The 25,551-nt window shown below is 67.5% G+C and carries 26 protein-coding genes; 12 read left to right on the top strand and 14 right to left on the bottom strand.

Going from position 1 to position 25,551, the window contains the following annotated elements:
• Nucleotides 1-12 precede the first annotated feature (12 nt).
• On the bottom strand, nucleotides 13-1,335 hold the full coding sequence (gene folC / locus LGR64_RS06520; protein WP_013801586.1) for a bifunctional tetrahydrofolate synthase/dihydrofolate synthase: 1,323 nt from the start codon (nucleotides 1,333-1,335) through the stop codon (nucleotides 13-15).
• A gap of 79 nt (nucleotides 1,336-1,414) precedes the next feature.
• On the opposite strand from folC, the gene LGR64_RS06515 reads away from it, so the two are divergent.
• The 4 genes from LGR64_RS06515 to argG all read left to right on the top strand — a co-directional run bounded on the left by LGR64_RS06515 (nucleotide 1,415) and on the right by argG (nucleotide 4,561).
• Nucleotides 1,415-1,792 carry an ArsC family reductase gene (locus LGR64_RS06515; RefSeq protein ID WP_013801585.1) on the top strand — a complete coding sequence of 126 codons (378 nt, stop codon included), beginning with the start codon at nucleotides 1,415-1,417 and terminating at the stop codon, nucleotides 1,790-1,792.
• Nucleotides 1,793-1,919: 127 nt separating this feature from the next.
• A complete protein-coding gene (locus LGR64_RS06510) occupies nucleotides 1,920-2,663 on the top strand; it encodes a glycine zipper 2TM domain-containing protein (protein ID WP_013801584.1) in 744 nt (247 codons plus the stop codon).
• Nucleotides 2,664-2,790: 127 nt separating this feature from the next.
• On the top strand, nucleotides 2,791-3,108 hold the full coding sequence (gene ppnP, locus LGR64_RS06505) for a pyrimidine/purine nucleoside phosphorylase (RefSeq protein ID WP_012206574.1): 318 nt from the start codon (nucleotides 2,791-2,793) through the stop codon (nucleotides 3,106-3,108).
• Nucleotides 3,109-3,226: 118 nt separating this feature from the next.
• Nucleotides 3,227-4,561 carry an argininosuccinate synthase gene (argG, locus tag LGR64_RS06500; RefSeq protein ID WP_013801583.1) on the top strand — a complete coding sequence of 445 codons (1,335 nt, stop codon included), beginning with the start codon at nucleotides 3,227-3,229 and terminating at the stop codon, nucleotides 4,559-4,561.
• Between the two features lie 67 nt (nucleotides 4,562-4,628).
• Here the strand turns inward: argG and LGR64_RS06495 are convergent, their stop codons facing one another.
• Nucleotides 4,629-5,528 carry a LysR family transcriptional regulator gene (locus tag LGR64_RS06495; protein ID WP_197943896.1) on the bottom strand — a complete coding sequence of 300 codons (900 nt, stop codon included), beginning with the start codon at nucleotides 5,526-5,528 and terminating at the stop codon, nucleotides 4,629-4,631.
• 138 nt (nucleotides 5,529-5,666) lie between these two features.
• Between LGR64_RS06495 and LGR64_RS06490 the strand changes: the two genes are divergently transcribed.
• Complete coding sequence (locus LGR64_RS06490; protein ID WP_012206577.1) at nucleotides 5,667-6,536, top strand: MBL fold metallo-hydrolase; 870 nt, start codon at nucleotides 5,667-5,669, stop codon at nucleotides 6,534-6,536.
• A 98-nt stretch (nucleotides 6,537-6,634) separates the two neighbouring features.
• Nucleotides 6,635-7,000: an SPW repeat protein gene (locus tag LGR64_RS06485; protein WP_043819628.1), complete on the top strand. Its 366-nt coding sequence runs from the start codon at nucleotides 6,635-6,637 to the stop codon at nucleotides 6,998-7,000.
• Nucleotides 7,001-7,096: 96 nt separating this feature from the next.
• Here the strand turns inward: LGR64_RS06485 and murB are convergent, their stop codons facing one another.
• Complete coding sequence (gene murB, locus LGR64_RS06480; protein ID WP_013801580.1) at nucleotides 7,097-8,197, bottom strand: UDP-N-acetylmuramate dehydrogenase; 1,101 nt, start codon at nucleotides 8,195-8,197, stop codon at nucleotides 7,097-7,099.
• Nucleotides 8,198-8,301: 104 nt separating this feature from the next.
• Here murB and LGR64_RS06475 point away from each other — a divergent pair, with 104 nt between their 5' ends.
• Genes LGR64_RS06475 through LGR64_RS06465 form a run of 3 tightly spaced genes read left to right on the top strand, consistent with a single transcriptional unit; the run spans nucleotide 8,302 to nucleotide 10,519 of the window.
• A complete protein-coding gene (locus LGR64_RS06475; RefSeq protein ID WP_012206580.1) occupies nucleotides 8,302-8,787 on the top strand; it encodes a YajQ family cyclic di-GMP-binding protein in 486 nt (161 codons plus the stop codon).
• A gap of 36 nt (nucleotides 8,788-8,823) precedes the next feature.
• On the top strand, nucleotides 8,824-9,489 hold the full coding sequence (locus LGR64_RS06470; RefSeq protein WP_230355096.1) for a retropepsin-like aspartic protease family protein: 666 nt from the start codon (nucleotides 8,824-8,826) through the stop codon (nucleotides 9,487-9,489).
• Nucleotides 9,490-9,529: 40 nt separating this feature from the next.
• On the top strand, nucleotides 9,530-10,519 hold the full coding sequence (locus LGR64_RS06465; protein WP_034395880.1) for an HD-GYP domain-containing protein: 990 nt from the start codon (nucleotides 9,530-9,532) through the stop codon (nucleotides 10,517-10,519).
• A 38-nt stretch (nucleotides 10,520-10,557) separates the two neighbouring features.
• On the opposite strand, the gene LGR64_RS06460 is transcribed toward LGR64_RS06465, so the two are convergent.
• The 9 genes from LGR64_RS06460 to ybaK form a co-directional block, all read right to left on the bottom strand.
• Entirely contained in the window at nucleotides 10,558-11,526 is a 969-nt protein-coding gene (locus LGR64_RS06460) for a Bug family tripartite tricarboxylate transporter substrate binding protein (protein ID WP_230355095.1), read from the bottom strand.
• A 110-nt stretch (nucleotides 11,527-11,636) separates the two neighbouring features.
• Nucleotides 11,637-12,683, bottom strand: coding sequence for an amidohydrolase family protein (locus LGR64_RS06455; protein ID WP_230355094.1), 1,047 nt, complete (start codon nucleotides 12,681-12,683; stop codon nucleotides 11,637-11,639).
• Nucleotides 12,684-12,863: 180 nt separating this feature from the next.
• Nucleotides 12,864-14,624 (bottom strand): FAD-dependent oxidoreductase, encoded by a 1,761-nt coding sequence (locus LGR64_RS06450; RefSeq protein ID WP_230355093.1) that lies wholly within the window; start codon nucleotides 14,622-14,624, stop codon nucleotides 12,864-12,866.
• Entirely contained in the window at nucleotides 14,603-16,147 is a 1,545-nt protein-coding gene (locus tag LGR64_RS06445; RefSeq protein ID WP_034395892.1) for a polyamine aminopropyltransferase, read from the bottom strand. The genes LGR64_RS06450 and LGR64_RS06445 overlap by 22 nt, the downstream gene beginning before the upstream one ends.
• 87 nt (nucleotides 16,148-16,234) lie before the next feature.
• Nucleotides 16,235-18,388 carry a TonB-dependent receptor gene (locus LGR64_RS06440; RefSeq protein WP_230355092.1) on the bottom strand — a complete coding sequence of 718 codons (2,154 nt, stop codon included), beginning with the start codon at nucleotides 18,386-18,388 and terminating at the stop codon, nucleotides 16,235-16,237.
• Between the two features lie 187 nt (nucleotides 18,389-18,575).
• Nucleotides 18,576-18,794: a DUF350 domain-containing protein gene (locus LGR64_RS06435; protein ID WP_013801574.1), complete on the bottom strand. Its 219-nt coding sequence runs from the start codon at nucleotides 18,792-18,794 to the stop codon at nucleotides 18,576-18,578.
• Nucleotides 18,795-18,812: 18 nt separating this feature from the next.
• Nucleotides 18,813-20,345, bottom strand: coding sequence for a DUF4178 domain-containing protein (locus LGR64_RS06430; protein WP_088164171.1), 1,533 nt, complete (start codon nucleotides 20,343-20,345; stop codon nucleotides 18,813-18,815).
• A gap of 98 nt (nucleotides 20,346-20,443) precedes the next feature.
• Nucleotides 20,444-21,124: a glycerol-3-phosphate 1-O-acyltransferase PlsY gene (gene plsY / locus LGR64_RS06425; RefSeq protein WP_013801572.1), complete on the bottom strand. Its 681-nt coding sequence runs from the start codon at nucleotides 21,122-21,124 to the stop codon at nucleotides 20,444-20,446.
• A 168-nt stretch (nucleotides 21,125-21,292) separates the two neighbouring features.
• On the bottom strand, nucleotides 21,293-21,787 hold the full coding sequence (ybaK, locus tag LGR64_RS06420) for a Cys-tRNA(Pro) deacylase (protein WP_012206589.1): 495 nt from the start codon (nucleotides 21,785-21,787) through the stop codon (nucleotides 21,293-21,295).
• 57 nt (nucleotides 21,788-21,844) lie between these two features.
• On the opposite strand from ybaK, the gene LGR64_RS06415 reads away from it, so the two are divergent.
• From LGR64_RS06415 to LGR64_RS06405, 3 genes are read left to right on the top strand one after another with little or no spacing between them, the layout of a single operon-like run.
• Complete coding sequence (locus LGR64_RS06415) at nucleotides 21,845-22,393, top strand: DUF2975 domain-containing protein (RefSeq protein WP_141834737.1); 549 nt, start codon at nucleotides 21,845-21,847, stop codon at nucleotides 22,391-22,393.
• Nucleotides 22,394-22,395: 2 nt separating this feature from the next.
• Nucleotides 22,396-22,611, top strand: a complete 216-nt coding sequence (locus LGR64_RS06410; protein WP_013801570.1) for a helix-turn-helix domain-containing protein — start codon at nucleotides 22,396-22,398, stop codon at nucleotides 22,609-22,611.
• Nucleotides 22,608-23,234 carry a hypothetical protein gene (locus tag LGR64_RS06405; RefSeq protein ID WP_230355091.1) on the top strand — a complete coding sequence of 209 codons (627 nt, stop codon included), beginning with the start codon at nucleotides 22,608-22,610 and terminating at the stop codon, nucleotides 23,232-23,234. Before LGR64_RS06410 ends, LGR64_RS06405 begins: the two co-directional genes overlap by 4 nt.
• A gap of 37 nt (nucleotides 23,235-23,271) precedes the next feature.
• Here LGR64_RS06405 and LGR64_RS06400 read toward each other — a convergent pair whose 3' ends face one another.
• Both LGR64_RS06400 and hppD read right to left on the bottom strand, forming a co-directional pair.
• The gene (locus LGR64_RS06400; protein ID WP_141834800.1) at nucleotides 23,272-24,333 is read right to left on the bottom strand and encodes an aldo/keto reductase; all 1,062 of its coding nucleotides are present in this window, start codon (nucleotides 24,331-24,333) and stop codon (nucleotides 23,272-23,274) included.
• A gap of 104 nt (nucleotides 24,334-24,437) precedes the next feature.
• On the bottom strand, nucleotides 24,438-25,532 hold the full coding sequence (gene hppD / locus LGR64_RS06395) for a 4-hydroxyphenylpyruvate dioxygenase (RefSeq protein ID WP_063325866.1): 1,095 nt from the start codon (nucleotides 25,530-25,532) through the stop codon (nucleotides 24,438-24,440).
• Nucleotides 25,533-25,551 lie beyond the last annotated feature (19 nt).

Genomic DNA, 25,551 nt, shown 5'->3' with positions numbered 1-25,551 from the left:
GGATCACTGGATTCAGGTGCCCAGATGCTTGGCGTTCAGCCGGGGCGGGCCGTCCTGCAGCACGCCGCCCACCGTGAAGAACGAGCCAAAGACCACGATTCTATCAGTGGGACCTGCGGCCAGAACCGCTGCATCCAGCGCCAGCTGCGGGTTTGCGAAGGTGGCCACCGACAGCTCGCGGGGCACGCCGGGTGCGGGCGGCAAGGCTTCGATCTTCTGGCGCAGCACTTCGGCGCTTTCGGCACGCGGCGTGGGCAGGTCGGTCAGGTACCAGCGGTCGATCAGCGGTGCGATCCTGCCCAGCATGGGCGCCAGGTCCTTGTCGTGCATGGCGCCGAACACCGCATGCGTGCAGGGAAAGTAGCCCATTGCGTCGAGGTTGGCCGTCAGCGCCGCCACCGAATGCGGGTTGTGCGCCACGTCCAGCACCAGCGTTGGCTGGCCCGGAATGATCTGGAAACGCCCCGGCAGCTCGACCATGGCCAGCCCCGTGCGCACGGCCTGGGCCGTGACCGGAAGGCGGCTGCGGATGGCTTCGAGCGCGGCCAGCGCACCCGATGCATTGACCAGCTGGTTGGCGCCGCGCAGCGCCGGATAGGCCAGGCCCGCATAGCGCCGCCCGCGCCCGGCCCAGCCCCACTGCTGCTTGTCGCCCGAGAAATTGAAGTCCTGGCCCAGGCGCCAAAGATCGGCGCCAATGGCCTGTGCATGGTCCAGCACGCTTTGCGGCGGCATGGGATCGCTGACCACCACCGGCCGGCCGGCGCGCATGATGCCGGCCTTCTCGCGGCCGATGCTCTCGCGGTCCGGGCCCAGGAATTCCACATGGTCGATGTCGATGCTGGTGATGACGGCGCAATCGGCGTCGATCACATTGGTCGCATCCAGCCGTCCGCCCAGCCCCACTTCGAGAATCGCCACATCCAGCCTGGACTGGCTCATCAGCCGCAGGATGGCCAGCGTGGTGAATTCGAAATAGGTGAGCGCCACTTCCGTGCCCTGCACGCGCGCCTGCTCCACGGCCTCGAACTGCGGCAGCAGTTCGGCAGCCTTCACGATCTCGCCGCCCACGCGGCAGCGTTCCTCGAAATGCACCAGATGCGGCGATGTGTAGACGCCGGGACGAAAGCCCGACTGCAGCGCCACGGCCTCCAGCATGGCGCAGGTCGAGCCCTTGCCATTGGTGCCTGCCACCGTGATCACGGGGCAGTCGAAACGCAGGTCCAGGCGCTGGGCGACTTCGCGCACGCGATCCAGGCCCAGCGCGATATTCTTGGGGTGCAGGCGCTCGCAATATGCGAGCCATGCATCCAATGTGGGAAATGAGGTGTGCATACTGCGCGCTATTGTTACCCAGGGACAGTGTCCTTATGGGGTCCTCGCCATCCGCGGACTGCGGCAACTGCAACCAATCATGACCACCTCAAACACTGTGACGCTCTACGGCATTCCCAACTGCGACACCGTCAAGAAGGCCCGCGCCTGGCTTGCCGACCAGGGCATCGCCTACGAATTCCACGACTTCAAGAAACAGGGCGTCCCTGCCGCACAACTGCCTGCCTGGATGCAGGCCGTGGGCTGGGAAAAGCTGCTCAACCGCCAGGGCACGACCTGGCGCAAGCTCGACGCCGACACCCAGGCCGGCGCCCAGGATGCGGCCGGTGCCGCAGCCCTCATGCAGCAGCAGCCCAGCGTCATCAAGCGCCCGGTCGTCCAATGGCCGCAGGGACGCATCACCGTGGGTTTTGCGCCCGACGCCTGGGCAGAGCTGGCCCACGAGGGCAAGCGCTAACACTGCCGTCAAGCCTGGAACAGCTTATTACGTGGATTTACGCGGCCGCAAACTGCTTTTCGGGCCCGAGGAATACACTTGCATGGAGCCTGGCAGGAAATACCGCCAGCGCAACAGGAGTGCAATCATGAAATCCCTGGTTCTTTTGACGCTGGCGGCCACGACCGCCACCGTAGCCCTGGCCCAGGAGCAAGGCCGGGTACTTTCCGTGACCCCGGTGACGCAACAGGTGGCCGTGCCCCAGCAGGTCTGCCGCGATGAGAACGTCTACTCGGGGCAGCGCAGCACCTCGGGCGCGGGCGCCGTGCTGGGTGCGCTGGCGGGCGGCGTGGTGGGCAACGCCATTGGCCACGGCGGCGGACGCGCTGCGGCCACGGCAGCCGGCGTGATTGGCGGCGCCATGCTGGGCAACCAGGCTGAAGCCTCGGGACAGCAGCCCCAATACCAGACGGTGCGCAACTGCACCACCCAGACCTACTACCAGAACCGCGCCGTGGCCTACGACGTGGTCTATGAGTACGCGGGCCGCAACTACACGACGCGGACCGCCACGCCGCCTGGCGACTGGATCGCACTGAGCGTGCAGCCCGCAGCCAACAGCGGCGCCTATGGCAGCAATGGTTACTACAGCACCAACCAGCCGCCCCAGGCCGCGTACTCCACCACGCCCGTGCCGCCGCCCGTGGTCTATGAAAACAATTACTACGACGGTGGTTACTACCCGGCCCAGCCGGTGCAACCGGTGTATTCGGCCGGTGACTATGTGGCGCCCGTGGTGATTGGTGCAGCCCTTGCTGCCGGCGTGTACTACGCCTCGCGCCCCAGCTATCACGGCTGGCGCGGCGGCTACCGCCATGGCTGGCGCCGCTGAGGCCGCCATGCGCTCGCCCCGCAAGCCCCGACAAGGGGCTTTTTGCATGGCGGCGGCCAGCACGTACGGGCAGCGGCCGGGTGCTGGCCTAAAATGGGCGGTTTAGTCCACCCTCTGCCCAGCTTCCATGACCACCGAAACCATCTCTGGCATCACCCTGACCACCAAGGCCAATGTCTATTTCGACGGCAAATGCATCAGCCACGGCTTCACGCTGGCCGATGGCACGAAGAAGTCTGCCGGCGTGGTGCTGCCCAGCCAGCTGACTTTCGGCACGGCCGCTGCCGAGATCATGGAATGCGTGGCCGGCTCCTGCGAGTACAAACTCGACGGCTCGGACCAGTGGCTGACCTCCAAGGCCGGCGAGTCCTTCCAGGTGCCTGCGAACTCCAAGTTCGACATCCGCGTGACCGAGGCCTACCACTACATCTGCCACTACGCCTAAGCGCCTGAGCGCCTGAGCAGACCGACGCATTCGACCTGACGGCGCCCAGGCGCCTTCCGTGTTTTCCGGCAGCCGCGTCCCGCACGCCAGCCGCCATCGTTATTGAGAGAAGCATCGTATGGAAACCATCCTGCAAAACGTTCCCGTCGGCCAGAAGGTCGGCATCGCCTTCTCGGGCGGCCTGGACACCAGCGCTGCCCTGCGCTGGATGAAGAACAAGGGCGCCCTGCCCTACGCCTACACGGCCAACCTGGGCCAGCCCGACGAGGCCGACTACGACGAAATCCCCCGCAAGGCCATGGAGTACGGCGCCGAGCAGGCCCGCCTGATCGACTGCCGCTCGCAGCTGGCCGGCGAAGGCATTGCCGCCATCCAGGCCGGCGCCTTCCACATCTCCACGGGCGGCATCACCTACTTCAACACCACGCCCCTGGGCCGTGCCGTGACCGGCACCATGCTGGTGGCCGCCATGAAGGAAGACGACGTCAACATCTGGGGTGACGGCTCGACCTTCAAGGGCAACGACATCGAGCGCTTCTACCGCTACGGCCTGCTGACCAACCCCGCGCTGAAGATCTACAAGCCCTGGCTGGACCAGACCTTCATCGACGAGCTGGGCGGTCGCGCCGAGATGTCGGCCTTCATGACCAAGGAAGGCTTCGGCTACAAGATGAGCGCCGAGAAGGCCTACTCCACCGACAGCAACATGCTGGGCGCCACGCACGAGGCCAAGGACCTGGAGTTCCTGAACAGCGGCATCCGCATCGTCAACCCCATCATGGGCGTGGCGTTCTGGAAGCCCGAAGTCGAGGTCAAGGCCGAGGAAGTGTCGGTGACCTTTGACGAAGGCCGCCCCGTGGCCATCAACGGCAAGGAAATCGCCGACCCCGTGGAGCTGTTCCTGGAAGCCAACCGCATCGGCGGCCGCCACGGCCTGGGCATGAGCGACCAGATCGAGAACCGCATCATCGAAGCCAAGAGCCGCGGCATCTACGAAGCCCCCGGCATGGCCCTGCTGCACATCGCCTACGAGCGCCTGGTGACCGGCATCCACAACGAGGACACCATCGAGCAGTACCGCATCAACGGCCTGCGCCTGGGCCGCCTGCTGTACCAGGGCCGCTGGTTCGACCCGCAGGCCATCATGCTGCGCGAAACCGCCCAGCGCTGGGTGGCCCGCGCCGTGACCGGCACCGTGACGCTGGAACTGCGCCGCGGCAACGACTACTCCATCCTGAACACCGAATCGCCCAACCTGACCTACGCTCCCGAGCGCCTGTCGATGGAAAAGGTCGAGGACGCGCCCTTCAGCCCCGCCGACCGCATTGGCCAGCTGACCATGCGCAACCTGGACCTGATGGACACGCGCGACAAGCTGGCCATCTACTCCAAGGCCGGCCTGCTGTCGCTGGGCACCAGCACCGCCCTGCCCCAATTGGGCGGCAAGGAATAAGCCACTCTGCGGCGCCCTGCCGCAGATTGCCAAGAGCCGCCGCAAGGCGGCTTTTTTTACGCCCCTGCTACCAGCGCGCGCCCTCGAAGCGCTGCACGAGAAAATCCAGCAGCGCGCGCACCGCCACCGGCAGGTGGCGGCGCGAGCTGTACAGCGCATGCACGGTCAGCGGCTGCGGGCGCCAGTCGGGCAGCACCAGCTCCAGCTGGCCGGCCTGCAGCATGGGCTGGACCAGGTAGGTGGGCTGGAAGGCGATGCCAGCACCCTCGACGGCAGCGGCGGCCAGCACGGTGGCTTCGTTGGCGTTGAACCAGGTGGTGACGGCGATCTGCTGCTCATCGCTTTCATCGTCACGCCGCGCCAATTGCCAGACACTGCGGCCCACGCGCATGTGGCCCAGGCAGCGGTGGGCCTGCAACTGGGCCGGTGTCTGCGGCCGCCCTGCCGCGTCCAGGTAGGCGGGCGAGGCCACCAGCACCGATTCGCACACGGCCAGCGGCCGGCCGATGAGTGCGGCGCCCGGATCGGCGCTGATGCGTATGGCCAGGTCGATGCGCTGCTGCACCAGGTCCAGCGCACCGTCGTCCACCAGCAGGTCGATCTTGAGGTGCGGGTGCAGCCGCATGAACTGCGCAATGGCCGGCGCCATCTGCGCATGGCCGAAGGACATGCTGCAGGTCACGCGCAGCAGGCCGCGCAACTGGCTGTCGCCCGTGCGCATTTCACTTTGCACCTCATCGGCCAGGGCCAGCATCTGCTGGCTGTAGCGCAGGCACTGTGCACCGGCATCGGTGAGCGAGACGCGGCGCGTGGTGCGGTGCAGCAGGCGTGCGCCCAGCCACTGCTCCAGCGACTCCACATGGCGCGTGGCCATGGCACGCGACAGGTCCAGCCGCTCGGCCGCCGCCGTGAAGCTGCCGCATTCGGCCACCGTCGCAAACACCTGCATCGCCAGCAATCGGTCCATGGATCTGCTCGATTTCTGCAACAAACAAGCGCATATTCTGCGGTTTATCTGCTCGATTTCAAAAACTAAAGTACGACACATGGCAGCACGGCGCTGCCACCCGTTTTCTGTCTTGTGCTTTTTTCAAAGGAAATCGACATGCTTCGCACCACCGTGCTTTCGCTCACCCTGGCCCTGTCGGCCGGCCTGTCCCATGCCCAGGCGCCCGCCCCGCTGCAGATGAAGGTCTACCAGGCAGACGAACACAGCTTTGCCGTGACCTCCACCCTGATCACCGGCGCCAAGGAGGCCGTGGTCGTGGACAGCGGCTTCACCCGCGCCGACGGCCTGCGCATTGCCGCCAATGTGCTGGACAGCGGCAAGCAGCTGACCACCATCCTCATCAGCAATGCCGATCCCGACTACTACTTCGGCGCCGAGGTGCTCAAGAACCTGTTCCCGCAGGCCAAGGTCGTGGCCACGCCCGCCGTGCGCGAGAAGATCGAGTCCAAGCTGCAGGGCAAGCTGGCCTTCTGGGGCCCCAAGATGGGCGCCAACGCCCCCAGCCATCCCGTGCTGCCCGAAGCCCTGCAGGGCAATACGGTGACCGTGGACGGCCAGACGCTGGAGCTGCGCGGCACCACCGGCCCGCTGGCTCACCGCCCCTATGTCTGGGTGCCTGCGCTGCAGGCCATCGTCGGCAACGTGGGCGTGTTCGGCAACCTGCATGTCTGGACGGCGGACACGCAAAAGAGCGCCGAGCGCAAGGCCTGGCTGGCGCAGCTGGACGAGATGCAGGCCCTCAAGCCCGCCGTCGTCGTGCCCGGCCACATGCAGGCCGGCACCGCCATGGACGCCAGCGCCATCGCCTATACACGCGACTATCTCCAGCGTTTCGAGGCCGCCGCCGCCAAGGCCGCAAACAGCGCCGAGCTGATCGGCGCCATGAAGCAGGCCTACCCGCAGGCCGGCATGGCGCTGTCGCTGGACATTGGCGCCAAGGTGAACAAGGGCGAGATGCCCTGGTAAGCAGGCACTTTCACAAAAATCCTCATGGAACCTGCATGCTGCAGCCTTGATCCAACGAGTTGCCGCCCTCATTCGTCGTGGCGGCAGGAGGTGCAGCCATGAAATACATGAAGCATTGGCAGGACCCGATCAATGTCCTGCTGGGAGCCTGGTTGGCGGTCTCGCCCTGGGTGCTCGGGTTCCAGGACCAGATGGCGCCCACGGCCAATGGCGTGGTCATCGGCCTGGCGCTGATTGCCGCTGCGCTGGGGGCCATCTTCATGCCCCGCGCGTGGGAGGAATGGACCGAAGGCCTGCTGGGGCTGTGGATGGTGATCTCGCCCTGGGCGTTGGGCTTTGCCGGCCAGATGGATGCCATGCGCAATGCCGTGGTGTCCGGCGTGGTGGTCATGGTGCTGGCGCTGTGGGTGCTGATGACCGACAAGGACTACATGAGCTGGCGCAGCAGCCACTCCGCCCACTGATGCGCTGAAGCACTGAAGCACTGATACAAGGCAAGCAAAGCGGCCCGCGGGCCTCCATGGTCTGCGGGCCGCTGTTTTCTTGAGGCCGTCGATCGATCAGACCACGACGGGCTCGGGCTCCAGGCGGATGCCGAATCGCTCGTAGACGCTGGTCTGTATCGCGCCGGCCAGCGTCATGACCTCGCCGCCGGTGACGCTGCGGTCCACGCTGTGCCGGTCGCCCCGGTTGACCAGCACCAGGGCCTGCTTGTCATACACCCCGGCGCGGCCCATGGATTTGCCCTTCCAGCCGCAGGCATCGATCAGCCAGCCGGCGGCCAGCTTGATGGAGCCGTCGTCCATGGGGTAGTGCACGATCTTGGGCTCGCGCGCAATGATGTCGGCGCACTGCTCGGGCGTCACCGTCGGGTTCTTGAAGAAGCTGCCGGCGTTGCCGATCTGATCCGGGTCCGGCAGCTTGGCGCGGCGGATCTCGCAGACCCAGTCGAAGATCTGGCGTGCCGTGGGCTCGGCCACGCCGGCCTCGGCCTGGCGGCGCTGCAGGTCCAGGTAGCCCAGGCCGGGCTTCCAGTCCTTGGGCAGGGCCAGGCGCACGCGCGTGATCACGGCGCGGCCCTTGAGGCCCATGCCGCGCGGCGGCACGCCGCTCATGCGCGCCCGCGCCACGGGCGTGGGTTCGGCCGGGGCGTGCTTGAACACCGAGTCGCGGTAGCCGAAGGCGCATTGCGCGGCATCCAGCGTGAAGGATTCACCCGTGGCCAGGTCGATGGCATCCAGCGACTCGAACCGGTCCTGCAGCTCCAGCCCGTAGGCGCCGATGTTCTGCACCGGCGATGCGCCCACGGTGCCGGGAATCAGCGCCATGTTCTCCAGGCCGCCATAGCCCTGCGACAGGGTCCAGGCCACCAGGTCGTGCCAGCGCTCGCCGGCTCCGGCCTCCACGATCCAGTGGCGATCGGTCTCGCGCAGCAGGCGCATGCCCGCTATCTCCATCTTGAGGACCACGGGATCGACATCGCCCGTGATCACCACGTTGCTGCCGCCGCCCAGCACGAACACGGGCTGGCGGCCCCACAGCGGATCGGCCAGGAAATGGCGAATATCCTCATCGCTGCGCACACGCACCAGGGTGTGGGCACGGGCGGCGATGCCGAAGCTGTTGCAATGCTGCAGCGGAACATTTTTCTCGACTAACATCAGCCGGATTGTCGCACCGCGTCCCCACGCCTTCGGCACCGTGCCCGCATCGCCCGGTCCCGCGCTGCGATACTTTTTCAGAACATTTACAGGAAATATTTGCCATGCCTTCTTTTGACACCGTGTGCGAAGCCGACTTCGTCGAAGTGAAGAACGCCGTGGAGAACACCGCCAAGGAAATCGGCACGCGCTTCGACTTCAAGGGCACCTCGGCCGCCATCGAACTCAAGGACAAGGAAATCACGCTGTTCGGCGATGCCGACTTCCAGCTGCAGCAGGTCGAGGACATCCTGCGCAACAAGCTGACCAAGCGCAGCGTGGACGTGCGCTTCCTGGACATCCAGAAGGCCCAGAAGATCGGCGGCGACAAGCTCAAGCAGACCATCAAGGTCAAGAACGGCATCGAGGCCGAGCTGGGCAAGAAGCTGCAAAAGCTGATCAAGGACAGCAAGCTCAAGGTGCAGGCCGCCATCCAGGGCGACGCCGTGCGCGTCACGGGCGCCAAGCGCGACGACCTGCAGGCGGCCATGGCCCTGATCCGCAAGGACCTGGCTGACCATCCCCTGTCATTCAACAACTTCCGCGACTGATCGGCTGACACTCGCCTCTGCGCCACAAGCCACCCCATGCGCCACATACGTGCCGTACTTCTGAGCCTGGCCGGCGTGGCCGTGCTGGCTCCGCCACCGGCGACAGCGCAGTCCGTGGCACTCCGCGGCGTGCTGGGCAGCAAGGCCCTGCTGGTCATCGACGGCGGCACGCCGCGCGCGCTGGCGGCCGGCGACAGCCTGCAGGACGTGCGCGTGCTGCAGGTATCGGGCGACACCGCCGAGGTGGAAATCAAGGGCCGCCGCCAGACATTGCGCCTGGGCGAGGCGCCCATCAGCCTGGGCGGCCGGGGCGCGGCAGCGGGCGATCCCGCGCTTGGCCGGCGCGTGGTGCTCAAGGCCGACAACCGGGGCCATTTCATCGAACGCGGCCAGATCAATGGCAAGACCATGGTCTACATGGTGGACACGGGCGCCAGCTCGGTCGCCATAGGCCGGTCCGACGCCGAACGCATGGGCCTGCCCTTTCTCAAGGGCCAGCCCGTGATGATGCGCACCGCCAACGGCGACGCCCAAGGCTGGAGCCTGCGGCTGGACTCGGTGCGCGTGGGCGATGTCGAGGTCTTTGGCGTGGACGCCGTGGTCGCCCCTCTTGCCATGCCCTATGTGCTGCTGGGAAACAGCTTTCTGGCCCACGTCCAGATGACCCGCCAGGGCAGCGAGATGGTGCTGGAGCGGCGCTGATGCGGCCTGCACTCGCCCCGCTTTCCGCACCCCGCCACCGATGAGCCGACGCCCCGACGATTCCTACGAAGACCTGCTGGGCCTGTGGTCCGACCTGGAGGCCGCGCTGTCCGTGCTGCTGTCCGCGCCGCTGCAGGTGCAGGGCTTCCTGGTCAAGCTGCAGCAGATCGACCTGTGGCTGCAGGAGTTGATCGCCCACGACAGCGATGCCGCGCTGTACCTGATGTTCCAGCGTGCCTGCTCCTCCACCGTGGGCTACAGCGCCTCCCATGCCCTGGTCTGCGCCTGCCTGTGCCATGTGCTGGCGCGCGAGCTGCGCCTGAACGAGACCGAGCACCGCACCCTGGTACGCGGCGCGCTGACCATGAACATTGGCATGAACGCGCTGCAGGACGAACTGGCGCTGCAGCGCGAGCCGCTGACCCCCGCCCAGCAGCAGGCCGTGCAGCGCCATCCGCTGCAAAGCCAGGCACTGCTGGCGCGTCTGTTCGTCAACGACGCGCTGTGGCTGGAACTGGTGGCCCGCCACCATGAAGCCGTACCCCAGCAGCCCTTGGCCACACTGCCCCCGGTGCAGCGCCTGGTGCGCATCCTGGGCACGGTGGACCGCTACGCGGCCCTGATCAGCCCGCGCAAGTCACGCGAAGGCCGCAGCGCCGCCGAGTCGCTGCGCGCACTCACCCAGCAGCAGCGCTACTCCGACGAGGTGGGCTTTGCGCTGGTGCGCGCCGTGGGCCTGTGCCCGCCGGGCACCTATGTGCGGCTGGACAACGGCGACATCGCCGTGGTGCTGCGCCGTGGCGAGCCGCCGCAGCCGCCGCTGGTGGCCAGCGTGATCGGCGCCGATGGCGCCAGCCTCTACCCGCCCGTCATCCATGAAGGCGAGGACGGCCCCCGCATCCGCTCGGCACTGGCGCGCGCCGCCATCACGCTGGAGCTGGACCCGCGCACGCTGGCGCAGCTGGGCGTGCTGGCCGCACGCGGCAGCCAGTCGCTGTACCGCATGGTGCAGGTGCCGGGTCCGCTGTAGCGCGTCCTGCCGACCGGCCATCGGCCTTAAATCGGTCGTCAATCGGCCTTGATGCCCGCCTGCCGGATCACGGCACTCCAGCGCTGTATCTCGTTCTGCACCCATCGCGTGGCCTGCTCGGGCGTGTTCGCCACCACGGACAGCCCCATCTCTGCCATCTTCCGGCTGGCCTGCGGCTGGGCAAGTGCCGCGTTGAATTCCTTGTTCAACCGGGCGACGGCGGCCGCAGGCGTGCCGGCCGGGGCACCTATGCCAATCCAGTAGTCGATGTCCATGGCGGGGATGCCGGCCTCTTTGGCACAAGGCACATCAGGCAGCGTTGCATTGCGCTCCGAGCCCGTCACCATCAGTGCCCTGAGCTTGCCGCTTCGGATGTAGGGCAGCGCCGTGGGGACCGAAGTGATCAGGGCCTGCACCTGGTTGCCCATCAGGTCGGCCAGCACGGCGCCCGCGCCCTTGTACGGCACATGGACCAGATCCGCGCCCGTTGCGCTTTTGAACAGCTCGCCGGCCAGGTGGGTGTTGGTGCCGTTGCCGCCAGAGCCGTAGTTGAGCTTGCCGGGCTGCGCCCTGGCCAGCGCAATGAACTCGCCCACGCTGCGCGCCTGCACCTGGGGGTTGACCACCAGCACATGGGGCACCTTCACCGCCGTGGTGACCTGGGTGAACGCCTTGCGCGGATCGAAGGGCAGGTTCGGCATCAGGCCGGCTGCAATGGCATAGGACAGCTCCACGGTCAGCAGCGTCTGGCCGTCGGGCGCGGCACGTGCGGCCGCGCTCCAGCCCACCACGCCGCCACCGCCGGTGCGGTTGTCCACCACCAAGGCAGAGCCCAGTCCCGGCGCGGCGAACTGCGCGATCACGCGCGTCACCAGATCGGCGCTGCCGCCCGGCGCATACGGCACGATGATGGTCACGGGCTTGCCCTGGGCCGCCGCCCAGGTGGGGCCGAGGCAGGCTGTGCCGGCCAGCGCCAGCATGGCGCGACGAGAGATGAGGGATGGCATGGCGGTCTCCTTGGAATGATGGCTTGGACGAATAAGTCGGGTGAATCGGGTGAGTCGGGTGAGATGGGATCGATGGGGCAGGCGAGGCAGATGGCTCCGGTGATGCAGCGTCATTCGGGCTGCGCCTGGCCCAGCCGGTACACGCGGCTTGCCGTTCCTTCGAAAAGGGCCTGGCGCTCGGCGGCACTTGCGCCCGCCGCCAGCCGCTTGAAGGCGTTCCAGCAGGTGGCGTAGCTGAAGGAGCCCTTGTCCACCGGGAAATTGCTCTCGAACATGCAGCGGTCGGCGCCGAATGCCTCGATGCAGGTCTCCATCCACGGTCTCCAGGCCGCAGCCAGTTGCTCCGAGGCCGCAGGCCTGTCAGCTTTCTCGAAGCCGAATCCGTTGATGCGCATGCCCAGCCCGCCGAGCTTCACGTACACATTGGGCAGCCGGGCCAGGGCCTGCATGGAGGCCTTCCAGCGCTCGAACACCTCGGCATGCCGGCCTTCATAGGCGCCGATGCGCGCCACGCCCCCGCAGTGGTTGATGATCACGGCCGTCTGCGGAAAGGCCAGTGCCAGGTCCAGCAGCTCCGGCAGCTGCGGAAAAAGCAGCCAGGCATCGAAGGAAAGCCCCAGCGGCGCCAACTGCGCCACGCCCTGCCGGTAGGCCTGGTCCAGCAGCAGGCCCTGCGGCGCGGCGGTCAGGGGATTGACCAGGGAACTGTCCGCGTCCCAGGTCGCCAGGTGCCGGATGCCGCGAAAGCGCCCCTTGCCGGCCTCCAGATGGGCCAGCAGCACCTCGCGCACCGCCGCACCGGCGCGCAGGTCCGCATATCCGACGATGCCCTGCGCCAGGACACAGGCCGCATGGCCTTGCCTGTGCTCTTGCACGTCCTGCACGCGCTCCGCCGCCTGCACCACGAACTCGGTCTCGCCCACCGGCTGCATCGCCTGCGGGCCGGTAGTGCGGTAGCGCGTCAGTGCCTGCATGTAGACCGAGGCACGGACCCTGTGGCCCGAGCCCGCGTCGGCCAGGTACTCGTCCGCCAGGTAGCGCCAGCCCGGTCGATCGTAGAAATGGTGGTGGGCATCGACGATGGCCAGCGATGGCTCAAGGATCTCCTCCTCGTGCAGGCCCAGCCAATCCGGCCTCACCGGTAGATAGTTGCCCATGTGCGTTTCGTAGCCTTTTTCAAAGTTCTATCTGACAGAATCAAGATCTATCAAATAGAACTATAGCCAGGCATCTACGGCACACGGACAAGGGCAAACCCGCTGGCGGACGCGGCCAGCGACGAACCGGCAGCAGCTTGCCCGGCGATCAGGAATCCACGAAAGAGGTCGGTATGGAGATCAGGCGCCGGCCCACAGGCCCGCATGGTGGCCGCGCGTGAAGGCCTCTTCCAGCACCGAGTAGCCGGCCCAGTCGGAATGCGCGAACCACAGGCGGCGCGTGCCCGGCGTGGGCAGCAGGGCCACGCGCTCGCCGGCGCACTGCGCGCTGCGGCCCCGGTGGTGCGACTGCAGCGCCACTTGGCTGAGCAGTTGCTGGTCGCCAGGCCGGGGAATGGCCATGGCGTGGCCGTAGCGCGTGATCTCCATGCGCGTGGCCTTGTGCAGCAGGTCGGGATGGGGGACGAGCAGGCTGCCGACGATGCGGTCCCGCCAGAAGCCGAAGGGCTGGCCCAGCAGTTGCGCGCGCCCGTCAGGCCAGTCGCCCAGCGCCTGGTAATAACTGAGCACCGTGGGCCGGGGCGTGAGCCGGTCCAGGCCCTGGTGGCCCGCGTCCACGTAACCCAGACCGCCCGCATTCGGATCGGCAAACAGCACGTTGTCCCAGGCAGGATCGGCGCCGGGCCGGTCGGCCAGCGGCCGCTGCAGATGGATGTTGGCCACCAGCCAGGGCGCCCAGTCCAGCCGGCCCGCCACCGCGCGCAGGAAATCCGGCGCATCGCGCACCACGCGTGCCGCGATGAAGCTGGGCAGGGCCACGACGCAGCGCGCGGCCAGCCAGCGCTCGTGCTGCTGGCGGCCATGGTGGTAGACGTCGATCTCCACACCGTCGGCACCTTCGGCGATGGATAGCACGCTGCAATCCGTCTGCAGGTCGGTGGAGCCCAGCCCTGCCACCAGCTGCTGTGACAGCCAGCCATTGCCCTGGGGCCAGGTCAGCACGGCGTCGCCGGCCTCTTCTGCCGTGCGCTCGTCCTGGCGGCGCGGGGCCGAGAAGCCATGGCGGCTGGCGAAATAGTGAATGCCTGCCCAGGCCGATACGCGCGCCAGGCCCGCGCCAAAGTCGTCGCGGCAGCAGTACTCCAGATACCAGATCAGCTGCGCATCATCGATGCCCTGGCTGGTCAGCCAGGCCTGCATGGTCTGGCTGTCCAGCGCGGCATGGGCGGCGGGCAGCCGGCCCTCGCGCTGCCAGACACGGATGGACGGCATGGCAAAGGCCGCCCTGTCCATCTCCTGGGCCACGCTGCGCGCAAAGAGTTCGTACTGCTCCAGCGTGCGCGACGCCACGCCATCGACGGGCAGCAGGCCCTCATGCCAGGCGCCCTGCCAGAACAGGCGCTCCTGCGGGCTGTGGCACAGATGGCGCTCGTCGTACTGCCAGCGGCCTGCGCGGCGCTGGCGCAAGCCCAGGGCCTCCAGCCAGTCCTGCACCTCGGCCGCATCGTCGCCGGGCAGGGGCAGATAGTGGGCACCCAGCGGACAGGGCAGGCCCGCAATGCTGCCGCCCTGGCTGTTGCCGCCCATGGCCTGCTGCGTGTCCAGCAGGGCCACGCCCTGCACTCCCGCCAGCTCCAGTGCGCGCGCGGCGGCCAGGCCTGCCATGCCGCCGCCGGCAATCACCACCTTGGCACGGTGCACCACGGCCGGTGCCGGCAGCGCCAGGCCCTGGGCCAGGCGCTGCCAGAACGCGCGCAAGGCATGGCCGCGCTCCAGCGCCACGCCGCTGAATCCGCCGGGCAGGTCTTCAAGCCGCGGTGGCGTTGGCGTACAGCCGGACAGGCCTAGGCCCAGGGCCGCGCCGCCGGCCAGGCCCTGCAGCCATTGGCGCCGGCTCCACAGGGGCAAGAGGCCGGTGCTCAACGCTCCACCCTGCCCCATTCGCGCTCGTAGGTGTTGACCAGCACCTGGTTGGACAGGCGGTTGACTTCGGCCGGCACGCGCGCCATGTCCAGCGGGAAGTCGAACATCAGCGCCATGGTCTGCGCGCTCAGAAAGCGCAGGCCCGCAGGCAGGGCATCGGGCTCGCGCCAAGGCCGGTGGCTGGCGATGACGAAGCCCCATTCGCCAAAGCTGGGCACATGCGCGTGGTAGGGCGTGGCCTGCAGGCCGATGGATTCGATGGTCTGCACCACGGTCCAGTAGCTCTTGCGTGCGATCAGGGGCGAGGTGGTCTGCACCACGGCGTAGCCGCTGGCCGCCAGGCGCTTGTCCAGCAAGGCATAGAAGCTGTTGGTGAACAGCTTGCCGATGGCGAAATTGGTCGGGTCGGGGAAATCGACGATGACCACGTCGAAGGTATCGCCGCCCTGCTGCAGCCAGTGGAAGGCGTCGGTATTGAGGATGTGCACGCGCGCATCGCTGAGCGCTTCGCCGTTGAGCCGGCGCAGCATGGCGTTGTCCTTGAACAGGTCGGTCATGGCCGGGTCCAGCTCCACCAGGGTGACCGACTCCACCGAGGGGTACTTGAGCACCTCGCGCACGGCCATGCCGTCGCCGCCGCCCAGCACGGCCACGCGCTTGGGCGCGCCATGCGCGGCCATCACGGGGTGGACCAGGGCCTCGTGGTAGCGGTACTCGTCGCTTTGGGCGAACTGCAGGTTGCCGTTGAGGTACAGCCGCGCGCCCTGGCGCCCCTGCGTCACCACGATGCGCTGGTAGGGCGAGCTGCTGGAGAGCACGATGCGGTCCTGGTAGAAATGGTCGTCGGCCAGGCGCGTCAGATGGTCGGCGCCCCAGATGCCCGTGCCCAGCAGGGCCAGCACGGCCGCGCAGGCCAGGGCATGGGCACGCGGGCGCCGCAGTTCATGGCGAAACAGCAGCAGTGCCCAGACCGCCACCGCCGCATTCATGAAGCCGAACAGCAGCCCTGTGCGCACCAGGCCCAGCTTGGGCACCAGCAGCAGCGGAAATGCCAGCGACACGGCCAGCGCGCCCAGGTAGTCGAAGGTCAGCACCTGGGACACCAGGTCCTTGAGCGTCACATTGCGCTTGAGGATGCGCATCACCAGCGGAATCTCCAGCCCCACCAGCGTGCCCACCACCAGCACCATGCCGTACAGCAGGAACCGGAACGCGCCGGGCGCGTAGGCGTTGGCAATGAACAGCGTGGCCGGCAGCGCGCCGCCGACCAGGGCCACCATCAGCTCGATGCGCAGAAAGTGCGCGGGCAGATGGTCCTCGAAATAGCGCGAAAGCCATGAGCCGATGCCCATGGCGAACAGATAGCTGCCGATGATGGTGGAGAACTGCAGGACCGAATCGCCCAGCAGATAGGAAGCCAGCGCACCCGCAGCCAGTTCGTAAAGCAGGCCGCAGGCCGCGATCACGAAGACGCTGACCAGCAGGGCGATGTCGATGGGACGCGCCGGCTGCGCGCCGGCAAGAGGGGCTGAGGTTTGCACGGCCGGTATTGTGCGCGATGCGCCCCTTCCCGCGTGCAACGGACACCGTGCAAAGCGGGAAGGAGCGCAGCGCCTCGGGCGCCGCCGTCAGAACTGGTAGTTGGCGCTGACCAGAACGCTGCGCGGTGCGCCTGGCATGGAGCTGGAGCGCCAGTACTGCTTGTCGAACAGGTTGGACAGCGCCACGGTCACGGTCCAGGCGTCCTGGCGCCAGCCCACCAGCGCATCCCAGCGCGTGTAGCCGGGCAGGAGAGCCGTGTTGGCGGCGTTGGTGAAGCGGCTGCCCGTGTAGGTCACGCCGACTTCGCCATACCAGGGGCCCTTGGGCGCATAGCGCAGGAACAGGTTGCCGTTGCGCTTGGCCGTGTCACGCAGGTACAGGCCCACGTTGGCGGGGTTTTGCGCGTCTTCAGCCACCTTGGCCTCCATGAAGGCCACGCCGCCTCGCACATACCAGGAACTGGCCACGCGGCCGGCCGCGCTGAACTCGATGCCGCGCGAACGGTCCTTGCCCCGGATGGCCCAGGTGTAGGGATCGTTCTCGGGATCGGGGCGGTAGCGGATGTTGTACTTCTCCAGCTGGTAGACGGAGACCTGGGTGGACAGCGCACCGCCCAGCCAGTCGCTCTTGACGCCGACCTCGGACTGGCGCGAGTACTGGGGCTCGTCGTCCGGCACCGCGCCCACGGCGGTTTCCACGGTCAGGATGCCGCGGCCGCCATAGGGCGAGTAGCTCTTGTTCCAGGACGCATAGAAGCTGTGCTCACGCACCGGCTGCCACACCACGCCCACGCGCGGGCTGAAGCCGTTGCCGTCGGTCTTGCGCGTGAGATTGGCGATCTTGTTGGTGCTCTGGAAGTCATAGCTGTCGTAGCGCAGGCCCAGCAGCAGCTTCCACTGCTCGGTCAGGCTGACCAGGTCCTGCATGTACAGCGCCTGGCCCTTGCCCTTGTGATAGTTGTCCTGGGTCGGCTTGCCCTGCACCGGACGGCTGGGCCAGACGATGGGCTGGAACGGATCGTAGGAGAAGGTGCTGCCGGGCTGGCCGACGCGCGGCGCGCGCTCTTCCTCGCTGGCCTCCAGGCCCACCAGCAGGTCGTGCTTGATGCTGCCCGTGCTGAACTTGCCCGTCAGGTCCAGCGTGTTGGACAGCGTGGTGTTGCGGGTCTGCTGCCAAGCGTAGTTGGGCGTGATCTTGCCGGTGGCGGCGCGGTAGGTACCGGCGAAATAGTGGTCGAAGTCCTGGCTGGCCTCGCGCTTGCTGGCCACCCAGCGCAGGTTCCAGCGGTTGTTGAAGTCATAGGACAGGTCGGAGCGCAGCACGCGCAGGCGATCTTCCACGTAGTCGCCCGGTGCCGCGAAGCCCTTGCGGATGGAAACGCCGGCTGGCAACTGGTCATAGACCGGACCGCGATCGGGCACGCGCCAGACGTTGTCATAGGTGTACTGGCCGGTCCAGCGCCATCCCGTGCGGGTGTCCACCAGGATGCTGGGCGAGACCATCTCGTTGCGGTTGCGTATGCCTTCGCGGAAGCTGTGGGCCTGCTCGCGGTCGGCCGTCAGGCGCACGGCCACGTTCTCGTTGAGCACGCGGTTGATGTCGATGGTGCCGCCCACGTTGTCCCAGGAGCCGCCGCGCAGCGTGATGCTGCTCTTGGCGTCGAAGCGCGCCTGCTTGCTCACCATGTTGACCACGCCGCCGCCCGCGCTGCGGCCGTAGAGCACGGAGGCCGGTCCCTTGAGGATCTCGATGCGCTCCACATTGGCCGTGCTGCGGCGCACCTGGCCGCTTTCTCGCACGCCGTCGCGGTAGATGTCGCTCTCGTCGGCCTTGAAGCCGCGGATGTACACGCCCTCGCCACGCATGTCGTAGGTGGTGTTCACGCCCGGCACGCCGTCCAGCATGGTGGCCAGGTCGTTGATGCCGTAGCTCTTGTATTTGTTGACCTCCAGCGTATCGATGGTCTGCGGGATGTCCTTGGGCGCCAGATAGGTCTTGGTCGCCGTGGTCACGCCTTCGGGGCGCACGTCGTCAGGGTCGTACTGGGAGGCGTTGACCTGCAGCGTGGGCAGGGTGTGCGCCTGTTGAGGCTGCGTCTGCGTCTGTGCCTGGGCCGGATCGGCTGGAACGGCTGGAGCGGCCTCCTGGGCATGGACCGCGCCCGCCAGCGCGGTGGTGATGATGCCAGCGGTCACACCCACTGAAAGCCTTGCCTTGCGGGCAGCTTGATGGTCTGTCATGGAAACCCTCTCTTCGAATGAAGGGGGCGATTCTATTTAGAATGCAAACGAATATCATTTGCAAACTCACTATCAACAAGGAATTTGTTGCCACGCAGCAACGCCGCCATGCGCAGCGCAGCCGCACCTTTTCAGGCGGGCTGCGTGTCGGCAGGAGATGGGGAGTGGGGGGGCCTGGCGGCCCCGTTCAGTGGATGGCGGCAGCGACGATGATGCTGATGCCCAGGCACATGGCGGCCACCACCATGGCCAGCGCCTTGTTGTGCTTCTCGACGATCTCGGCCCACATGTCCACGGGCGTGATCTTGTCGATGATGATGAAGCACAGCCAGAACACCACCACGCCCACCAGCGCATAGAGGATCGAGCCGAAGAAGGCGGCGGGGTTGAACCAGTCGAAGTTCATGATCAGTTTCTCCGTTGTTTACTTGTGGCTGCCGCCCGAGGTGTAGCCACCCCAGGAGCCGCCGCTGCTGCGGGTGTAGCTGTTGCAGTTGGGATCGGTGTTCGGGTTGCAGTTCGGGCGCGACATGCAGCCGCGCAGCATGACGAACACCAGCCACAGGATGACCACGCCGATGACGATGGTCCACAGGCCGAAGCGGCTGCCCGACATCACCCCGACCTGCGAGCGGTCCCGCAGCTGCTTGAGGCCGAAGGCCGTGGCCAGCGTGGTGGCCGAGACGGCGCTGCCATGCGACCAGGTGGTCTCGCCGTTCTCGGTCTCGCTGGCCAGAAAGGCCTTGTTCTGCGCGCCTGCGCTCACATAGTCCACATTGCGCGTTGTCTGGCCGCGCTGCACGGGCCAGTAGAACTCGCCCAGCGCATAGGTGGTCTCGGCCGTGTAGCGCGATTCAAGCTGGTACTGCCGGCCCATGTACTTGGCCGTGCTGCGGTTCTTGGAGAGCTTGGGCACGCCCGTGGTCACGCGGGCCATGCTCCAGCCATCGGAGGAATCGACCAGGAAGGCGAAGCCGGCCTTCTGGCTGAACAGCAGGTATTCCTCCCAGCCAAAGCTCTCGTCGTCGCCAGGCTCCTGGCCCATGCGGTGCTGAAAGCCCACCACCTGCCATTGCAGGCCTTCCAATGCGCCCTTGCTGCCCAGGGGGATGGCGGGGCGCACGGGCTCGTTCTGTTCGGCATAGGACAGTTCCTTGCCAATGCCCTGGCTCAGGTCCACCAGCGATCCGCAACTGGGGCAGCTCAGGCTCTTGGTGGTGGTGAAGCGCACGGGCACCACGGCGCCGCACTTGGGGCAGTTGAAGTGCCGGCCCTGTTCGCCCTTGAGCGAGGCGCCGTCGCGCAGGCCCTGCAGCCTGAGGTCGTCCAGTACCACGCGCTCGCCCAGGCTCAGCGCAGGCGGCTGGGCCGAGAAGTCCACGGACAGGACCTGGCCCTGCTCGCTGCGCAGCTCCACCAGCCAGTACGGCGTGCCGGGCTCGGGCAGCTGCGCCAGCTCGCCCTGGGCCGATACCAGCCGCGCGTTCTGCACGCTGCTGACCGTGAAGCTCTTGCCGCCGAGCACGCGCTGCGAGCCCAGCAGCCAGTCGGAGGCCTTGAACGGCCCGTTGCGCAGGGCCTCGGCCTCCCAGGGCCAGGACCAGACGAACTGGCCGTTGTCCTCGCTCAGAAAGCCCAGCGCACCATCGCTGAACGCGGCAACCCATTCGCTCCAGGCGCCCGCCTCACTCTTGAGCTGCAGCCGCCCGACCAGGGTGAAGTGCTCGGGCTTGCCGTTGCGCAGCATCTGGCCCGTGGCGCCGATGCGCAGGGGGCTGTAGTCCTCGAAGACCTCGGCCATGGAGCCGCGGCGCTGCAGCACATCGCCCTGGCGCACCACGGTGCTGCGGCAGAACTCGCAGACGGCGTAGCTGGCCTGGGCGCTGGAAAATTCCACGGGCGCGCCGCAGCCGGGGCAAGGTGCGCGGTAGACGCGCTGCGATGGACTCGATGCCATGTGAGAAGGTCGTCAGTGGTGAGAGGGCCTGAAGCGCGGCTGGCCGGCCACGCCCTGCACGCATGCTGCACCCGTGGTGCGCAGCGCGGCGGCGACGGTCAATGCGGCTTGCCTTTGGCCGTGCCGGGCTTGGCAGCGGCGGCTGCCGGGTCGGCCTTCTTGCTGCCCAGCCTGGATTCCTTGCCGGCCATCAGGCGCTGGATGTTCTCGCGGTGGCGCCAGATCAGCAGGGCCGCCATGGCGACGATGGCGGCGGCAATCGGCGTCTCGGCATACCAGACCACGCCACTGCACAGGAGGTAGTAGACGGGGGCGAACACGGAGGCCACCAGGGCCGCCAGCGAGGAATAGCGGAAGAACACGGCAATGATCAGCCAGGTCAGCGCCACCGCCAGGCCCAGCCAGACGCTGATGCCCAGCAGCACGCCCAGGGCCGTGGCCACGCCCTTGCCGCCCTTGAAGCGGAAGAACACCGGGTACAGGTGGCCCAGGAAGGCGGCCAGCGCCACCATGGCCACCGTGCCGTCGCCCAGGCCGAAGCGGCTGCCGAACCATTGCACCAGGGCCACGGGCAGCCAGCCCTTGGCGGCGTCCAGCAACAGGGTCACGGCTGCGGCCGCCTTGCTGCCGGAACGCAGCACATTGGTGGCGCCGGGGTTGCCGCTGCCGTAGGTGCGCGGATCGTTCAGGCCCATGGCCCGGCTGACGATGACGGCGAACGACAGCGAGCCGATCAGGTAGGCCGCCACGGTGGCGAGAAGGGGGTAGAGCGCGTTCAATTGAAGTCCTTGGCCGGTCTGTGGAGCGCCGGCGCGCGATCCGGCCGGCCATGATGGCCCGCCCTCCCTGATCGCCGACACATGTTTTTCATCAGGACCTGCGCGAACCCGTTGGAGGCGGTGGCCGCCTTCCCGTGTGCGCAAGTCATGTTCATTTCTTCAGGGCATCTATTCTGCCAGCGCGCAGTGCACGGGCCGTGCATCCAGCAGCTGCACGCAGACCTGCGGGTCCAGCTGCACCAGAAAGCCCCGGCGCCCGCCGTTGATGGCGATGCGCGGCAGCGCCAGGATGCTCTCTTCGATATAGACCGGCATGTCGCGGCGCGTGCCGAAGGGCGAGGTGCCGCCGACCAGGTAGCCGCTGTGGCGGTTGGCGACTTCGGGCTTGCAGGGCTCCACGCTCTTGGCGCCGATCTGCCGCGCCAGGTTCTTGGTGGAGACCTTGCAGTCGCCGTGCATGAGCACGATCAGCGGCCTGGCGTCCTGGTCCTGCATCACCAGGGTCTTGACCACCATGTGCTCGTCCAGGCCCAGGCTGGCCGCGCTGTGCTCGGTGCCGCCGTGTTCCAGGTACTCATAGGGGTGCTCGGTGAACTCCACCTTGTGGGCGCGCAGCAGCTGCGTGGCCGGTGTCTCGCTGACATGAGAGTTTTTCTTGGACATGAATTTTTTATCGTTTTACAATAATTTTTTATCGATTCATCAATACAAGGCTGTGCCATGAACTATACGCCCCACGCCGCGGGCAACGCCCTGAGGCGCCACTCCCAGGCCGCGCGCATCCTGATTGCGCTCGGTGCCGTCGCGCTGCTGGCCCTGCCGGCAGCCGCCCTGCTGTCGCCGCAAGATCTTTCGGGCCAGGCGGAAGGCCTGCTGGGCATGCCGCCCGGCCAGCCGCTGGACATGGCTGCGCGCTGGCGCACCGCACTGGTCAGCCTGCTGCCCGTGGGCTGCGGCCTGTATGCGCTGCGCCAGTTGTGGACACTGTTCGGCGAGTATCTGCAGGGCCGTGTCTTCGGCCAGCAGGCGCAGCACGCCCTGATGCGCTTTGCCTGGACGGTGCTGGCGGGCGCGCTGGCCCTGCCCTTCACGCGCGCGCTGATGTCGGTGGCGGCCAGCATGGGCAATCCGCCAGGGCAGCGCTTCGTCACGCTGGGCCTGTACTGGCACGATGGCCTGCTGGTCCTGCACGGCGTGGTGCTGGTCTCCATCGCCCATGTGATGCTGCAGGCGCGGCGCATCGCCGACGAGAACGCGGGGTTCGTCTGAGCATGCCCATCATCGTCCACCTCGATGTGATGCTGGCACGCCGCAAGATGCGCTCGCGCGAACTGGCCGAGATGGTCGGCATCACCGAACAGAACATTTCCCTGCTCAAGAGCGGCAAGGTGCGCGGCGTGCGCTTCGACACGCTGGAGCGCATCTGCGAGGCACTCCAGTGCCAGCCAGGCGACCTGCTGGAATGGGTGGCAGGGCCCGAGGCTTGAGCAGCGGACGGCTGCGGCTGATCGCGGGCCTGCTGCTGTCGCTGCTGCTGCACGGGGCGCTGCTGTGGCAGGGTCTGGCCCCGGACATTGCGCGGCCCGGCACCGGGCAGGCCGAGGCGCACCGCCTTCAGGTGGTCTGGGTCGAGACGCCGATGCCGATGCCGATGCCGACGCCGACGCCGGCCCCCTCTCCTGCTCCTGCTCCAGTGGCTGCCCGGCCCGGACCGGCGCCCGCGCCTACGCGGCGGCCGGACACCGCCGCCGTCGCACCGCCATTAAGGCAAAGCGCAGGGGCTGCAAAGGCAACGGAGCAGGCCGCGACAGCCGCCGCGCAGGCGCCTGTGCCCGCCGACACCGAGGCCGTCCCGGACACCGCGCGCAGCGCCAGGGCCATGGGCCGCCTGCTGGACTCGGCCGCAGGCCGCGAGGCCGTGCAGTCGGCGGCCCGGCAGGGCCTGGTCAGGCCCCAGATCCATGCGCAGCGCGAGGACCCGCTGGCCAGCGGCATGCGCCAGGCCGCCCAGGGCGACTGCATGAAGGGCGAGTTCAAGGGCGGCGGCATGGGCCTGCTGAGCCTGCCCATGCTGGCGGCCGCCGCGCTCAAGGGCGAGTGCAGCCGCTGAAGATGCAGTGGCGAGGCCTATTGCGCAGGGCCTAGGCCTATTGCGCAGGGTCGCGCACTTCCCAGCGGATGGCGTCGATGGCCGACAGCAATTCGGGCGACAGTTGCGTGCCCCAGGCGTTCAGGTCCTCATCGAGCTGGGCCACCGACGTCACGCCGATGATGGTGCTGGCCACCTGCCACTTGGTGTAGCAAAACGCCAGCGCCAGCTGCGTGGGCGTCATGCCATGCTCGCGCGCCAGCGCGTTGTAGCGGCGCGCGGCGGCCAGGGCTTCGGGCCGGCCCCAGCGCTGCTTGCGCACGGACTCGTAGCGCGCAATGCGTGCGGCCTGCGGCGCAGCGGAATCGGTGGGCGCATGCACGTCGAACTTGCCCGTGAGCAGGCCGAAGGCCAGCGGCGAATAGGCCAGCAGCGAGACACCCAGGCGGTGGCAGCTTTCGTCCATGCCGTTTTCCCAGCTGCGGTTGAGCAGGCAGTAGGCGTTCTGCACCGAGGCCACGCGCGGCAGGCCGTGCTGCTCGGCCAGGCGCACGAATTCGTGCACGCCCCAGGGCGTTTCGTTGGACAGGCCGATGTGGCGCACCTTGCCTTCCCGGACCAGGCGGCCCAGCGCCTCGAGCTGCTCGTGGATGCCGGTCTGCGAGCTTTCCTTGGACGGGTCGTAGTACAGCTGGCCGAAGGCCGGCACGTTGCGCTCGGGCCAGTGGATCTGGTAGAGGTCGATCACGTCCGTGCCCAGGCGGCGCAGGCTGCCTTCGCAGGAGGCGGCGATGTCGGCCGCCGTCATGCCCTTGCCCTCGCGCACCCAGGGCATGCCCCGCGAAGGACCGGCCACCTTGGTGGCCAGCACGACCTTGGCGCGCGCGCCGGGGCGCTGGGCGAACCAGCGGCCGATGATGGTTTCGGTGGCGCCGCAGGTTTCGGCGCGTGCGGGCACGGCATACATCTCGGCCGTGTCGAAGAAGTCCACGCCGCGCTCCAGCGCGCGGTCCATGATGGCAAAGGCCTCGGCCTCGCCGACCTGCTCGCCGAACGTCATGGTGCCCAGGCAGATGGGGCTGACTTGCAATGCGCTTTGACCGAGCGCCACCGGTTGCATCGAGGGGGAATTCATGGGCACCGAGTGTAGGGCCGCCCGTGTTTACCCTGACGACAGCGCGCCCACCCGGCCAGGGCCGGGCGGGCGCGCTGCGTCCGTCGGGATCAGGCGCCCTGCGGTGCCTCGGCCTGCAGCACGCCGCGGTTGATCTGGTCGCGCTCCATGGACTCGAACAGGGCCTTGAAATTGCCTTCGCCGAAGCCTTCGCGGTAGTTGCCCTTGCGCTCGATGAACTCGAAGAACACGGGGCCCAGCATGGGCTGGGAGAAGATCTGCAGCAGCAGGCGCGGCTGGCCGCCCTCGGTCGTGCCGTCCAGCAGGATGCCGCGTGCCTGCAGCTCGCCCACGGGCTGGCCGTGGCCGGGCAGGCGGCCTTCCAGGTTCTGGTAGTAGATGTCGTTGGGCGCGGTCAGCAGCGGAATGCCGGCCATCTGCAGCTGGTCGATGGAGTCCAGCAGATTGTCCGTCAGCAGCGCGATGTGCTGGATGCCCTCGCCGTTGAACTGCATGAGGAACTCCTCGATCTGGCCGCCGCCCTGGCGCGATTCCTCGTTCAGCGGAATGCGGATCAGGCCGTCGGGTGCGGTCATGGCCTTGGAGGCCAGGCCCGTGTACTCGCCCGAGATGTCGAAGTAGCGGATCTCGCGGAAATTGAACAGCTTGCTGTAGAAGTCCGCCCAGTAGGTCATGCGGCCGCGGTAGACGTTGTGCGTCAGGTGGTCCACCACATGGAAGCCGTGGCCCTTGGGGTTGCGGTCCACGCCGGGCAGGAACTCGAAGTCGATGTCGTAGATGGACTTGCCTTCGTCGAAGCGGTCGATCAGGTACAGCGGCGCGCCGCCGATGCCCTTGATGGCCGGCAGGCGCAGCTCCATGGGACCCGTGGGGATCTCCACCGGCTGAGCGCCCAGTTCCAGCGCGCGCTTGTAGGCCTGGTGCGCGTCCTTGACGCGGAAGGCCAGGCCGCAGGCCGAGGCGCCGTGCTCGGCCGCGAAATAGGCGGCCTGCCCCGGCTCATTGTTGATGATGAAGTTGATGCCTCCCTGGCGGTACAGCAGCACGTTCTTGGAACGGTGCTTGGCCACCAGGGTGAAGCCCAGCTTCTCGAACAGCGGCTCCAGCACGCCGGGCGCGGGCGACGCGAATTCCACGAATTCGAAGCCCATCAGGCCCATCGGGTTGTCGAACAGGTCTGCCATGGTTGGTTCTCCTTGAAGG

Source organism: Delftia sp. Lp-1, from assembly GCF_020523835.1.
Classification (GTDB): Bacteria; Pseudomonadota; Gammaproteobacteria; order Burkholderiales; family Burkholderiaceae_C; genus Comamonas; species Comamonas acidovorans.
The sequence above is the reverse complement of the archived record's forward strand: the minus strand, read 5'-3'. Positions and strand labels throughout refer to the sequence as shown.

Excerpts from the sequence above, each read along its gene's own strand:
- folC (WP_013801586.1), bottom strand. The coding sequence starts at position 1,335 with ATGCACACCTCATTTCCCACATTGGATGCATGGCTCGCATATTGCGAG.
- LGR64_RS06515 (WP_013801585.1), top strand. The coding sequence starts at position 1,415 with ATGACCACCTCAAACACTGTGACGCTCTACGGCATTCCCAACTGCGAC.
- LGR64_RS06510 (WP_013801584.1), top strand. The coding sequence starts at position 1,920 with ATGAAATCCCTGGTTCTTTTGACGCTGGCGGCCACGACCGCCACCGTA.
- ppnP (WP_012206574.1), top strand. The coding sequence starts at position 2,791 with ATGACCACCGAAACCATCTCTGGCATCACCCTGACCACCAAGGCCAAT.
- argG (WP_013801583.1), top strand. The coding sequence starts at position 3,227 with ATGGAAACCATCCTGCAAAACGTTCCCGTCGGCCAGAAGGTCGGCATC.
- LGR64_RS06495 (WP_197943896.1), bottom strand. The coding sequence starts at position 5,528 with ATGGACCGATTGCTGGCGATGCAGGTGTTTGCGACGGTGGCCGAATGC.
- LGR64_RS06490 (WP_012206577.1), top strand. The coding sequence starts at position 5,667 with ATGCTTCGCACCACCGTGCTTTCGCTCACCCTGGCCCTGTCGGCCGGC.
- LGR64_RS06485 (WP_043819628.1), top strand. The coding sequence starts at position 6,635 with ATGAAATACATGAAGCATTGGCAGGACCCGATCAATGTCCTGCTGGGA.
- murB (WP_013801580.1), bottom strand. The coding sequence starts at position 8,197 with ATGTTAGTCGAGAAAAATGTTCCGCTGCAGCATTGCAACAGCTTCGGC.
- LGR64_RS06475 (WP_012206580.1), top strand. The coding sequence starts at position 8,302 with ATGCCTTCTTTTGACACCGTGTGCGAAGCCGACTTCGTCGAAGTGAAG.
- LGR64_RS06470 (WP_230355096.1), top strand. The coding sequence starts at position 8,824 with ATGCGCCACATACGTGCCGTACTTCTGAGCCTGGCCGGCGTGGCCGTG.
- LGR64_RS06465 (WP_034395880.1), top strand. The coding sequence starts at position 9,530 with ATGAGCCGACGCCCCGACGATTCCTACGAAGACCTGCTGGGCCTGTGG.
- LGR64_RS06460 (WP_230355095.1), bottom strand. The coding sequence starts at position 11,526 with ATGCCATCCCTCATCTCTCGTCGCGCCATGCTGGCGCTGGCCGGCACA.
- LGR64_RS06455 (WP_230355094.1), bottom strand. The coding sequence starts at position 12,683 with ATGGGCAACTATCTACCGGTGAGGCCGGATTGGCTGGGCCTGCACGAG.
- LGR64_RS06450 (WP_230355093.1), bottom strand. The coding sequence starts at position 14,624 with ATGGGGCAGGGTGGAGCGTTGAGCACCGGCCTCTTGCCCCTGTGGAGC.
- LGR64_RS06440 (WP_230355092.1), bottom strand. The coding sequence starts at position 18,388 with ATGACAGACCATCAAGCTGCCCGCAAGGCAAGGCTTTCAGTGGGTGTG.
- LGR64_RS06435 (WP_013801574.1), bottom strand. The coding sequence starts at position 18,794 with ATGAACTTCGACTGGTTCAACCCCGCCGCCTTCTTCGGCTCGATCCTC.
- LGR64_RS06430 (WP_088164171.1), bottom strand. The coding sequence starts at position 20,345 with ATGGCATCGAGTCCATCGCAGCGCGTCTACCGCGCACCTTGCCCCGGC.
- ybaK (WP_012206589.1), bottom strand. The coding sequence starts at position 21,787 with ATGTCCAAGAAAAACTCTCATGTCAGCGAGACACCGGCCACGCAGCTG.
- LGR64_RS06415 (WP_141834737.1), top strand. The coding sequence starts at position 21,845 with ATGAACTATACGCCCCACGCCGCGGGCAACGCCCTGAGGCGCCACTCC.
- LGR64_RS06410 (WP_013801570.1), top strand. The coding sequence starts at position 22,396 with ATGCCCATCATCGTCCACCTCGATGTGATGCTGGCACGCCGCAAGATG.
- LGR64_RS06400 (WP_141834800.1), bottom strand. The coding sequence starts at position 24,333 with ATGCAACCGGTGGCGCTCGGTCAAAGCGCATTGCAAGTCAGCCCCATC.
- hppD (WP_063325866.1), bottom strand. The coding sequence starts at position 25,532 with ATGGCAGACCTGTTCGACAACCCGATGGGCCTGATGGGCTTCGAATTC.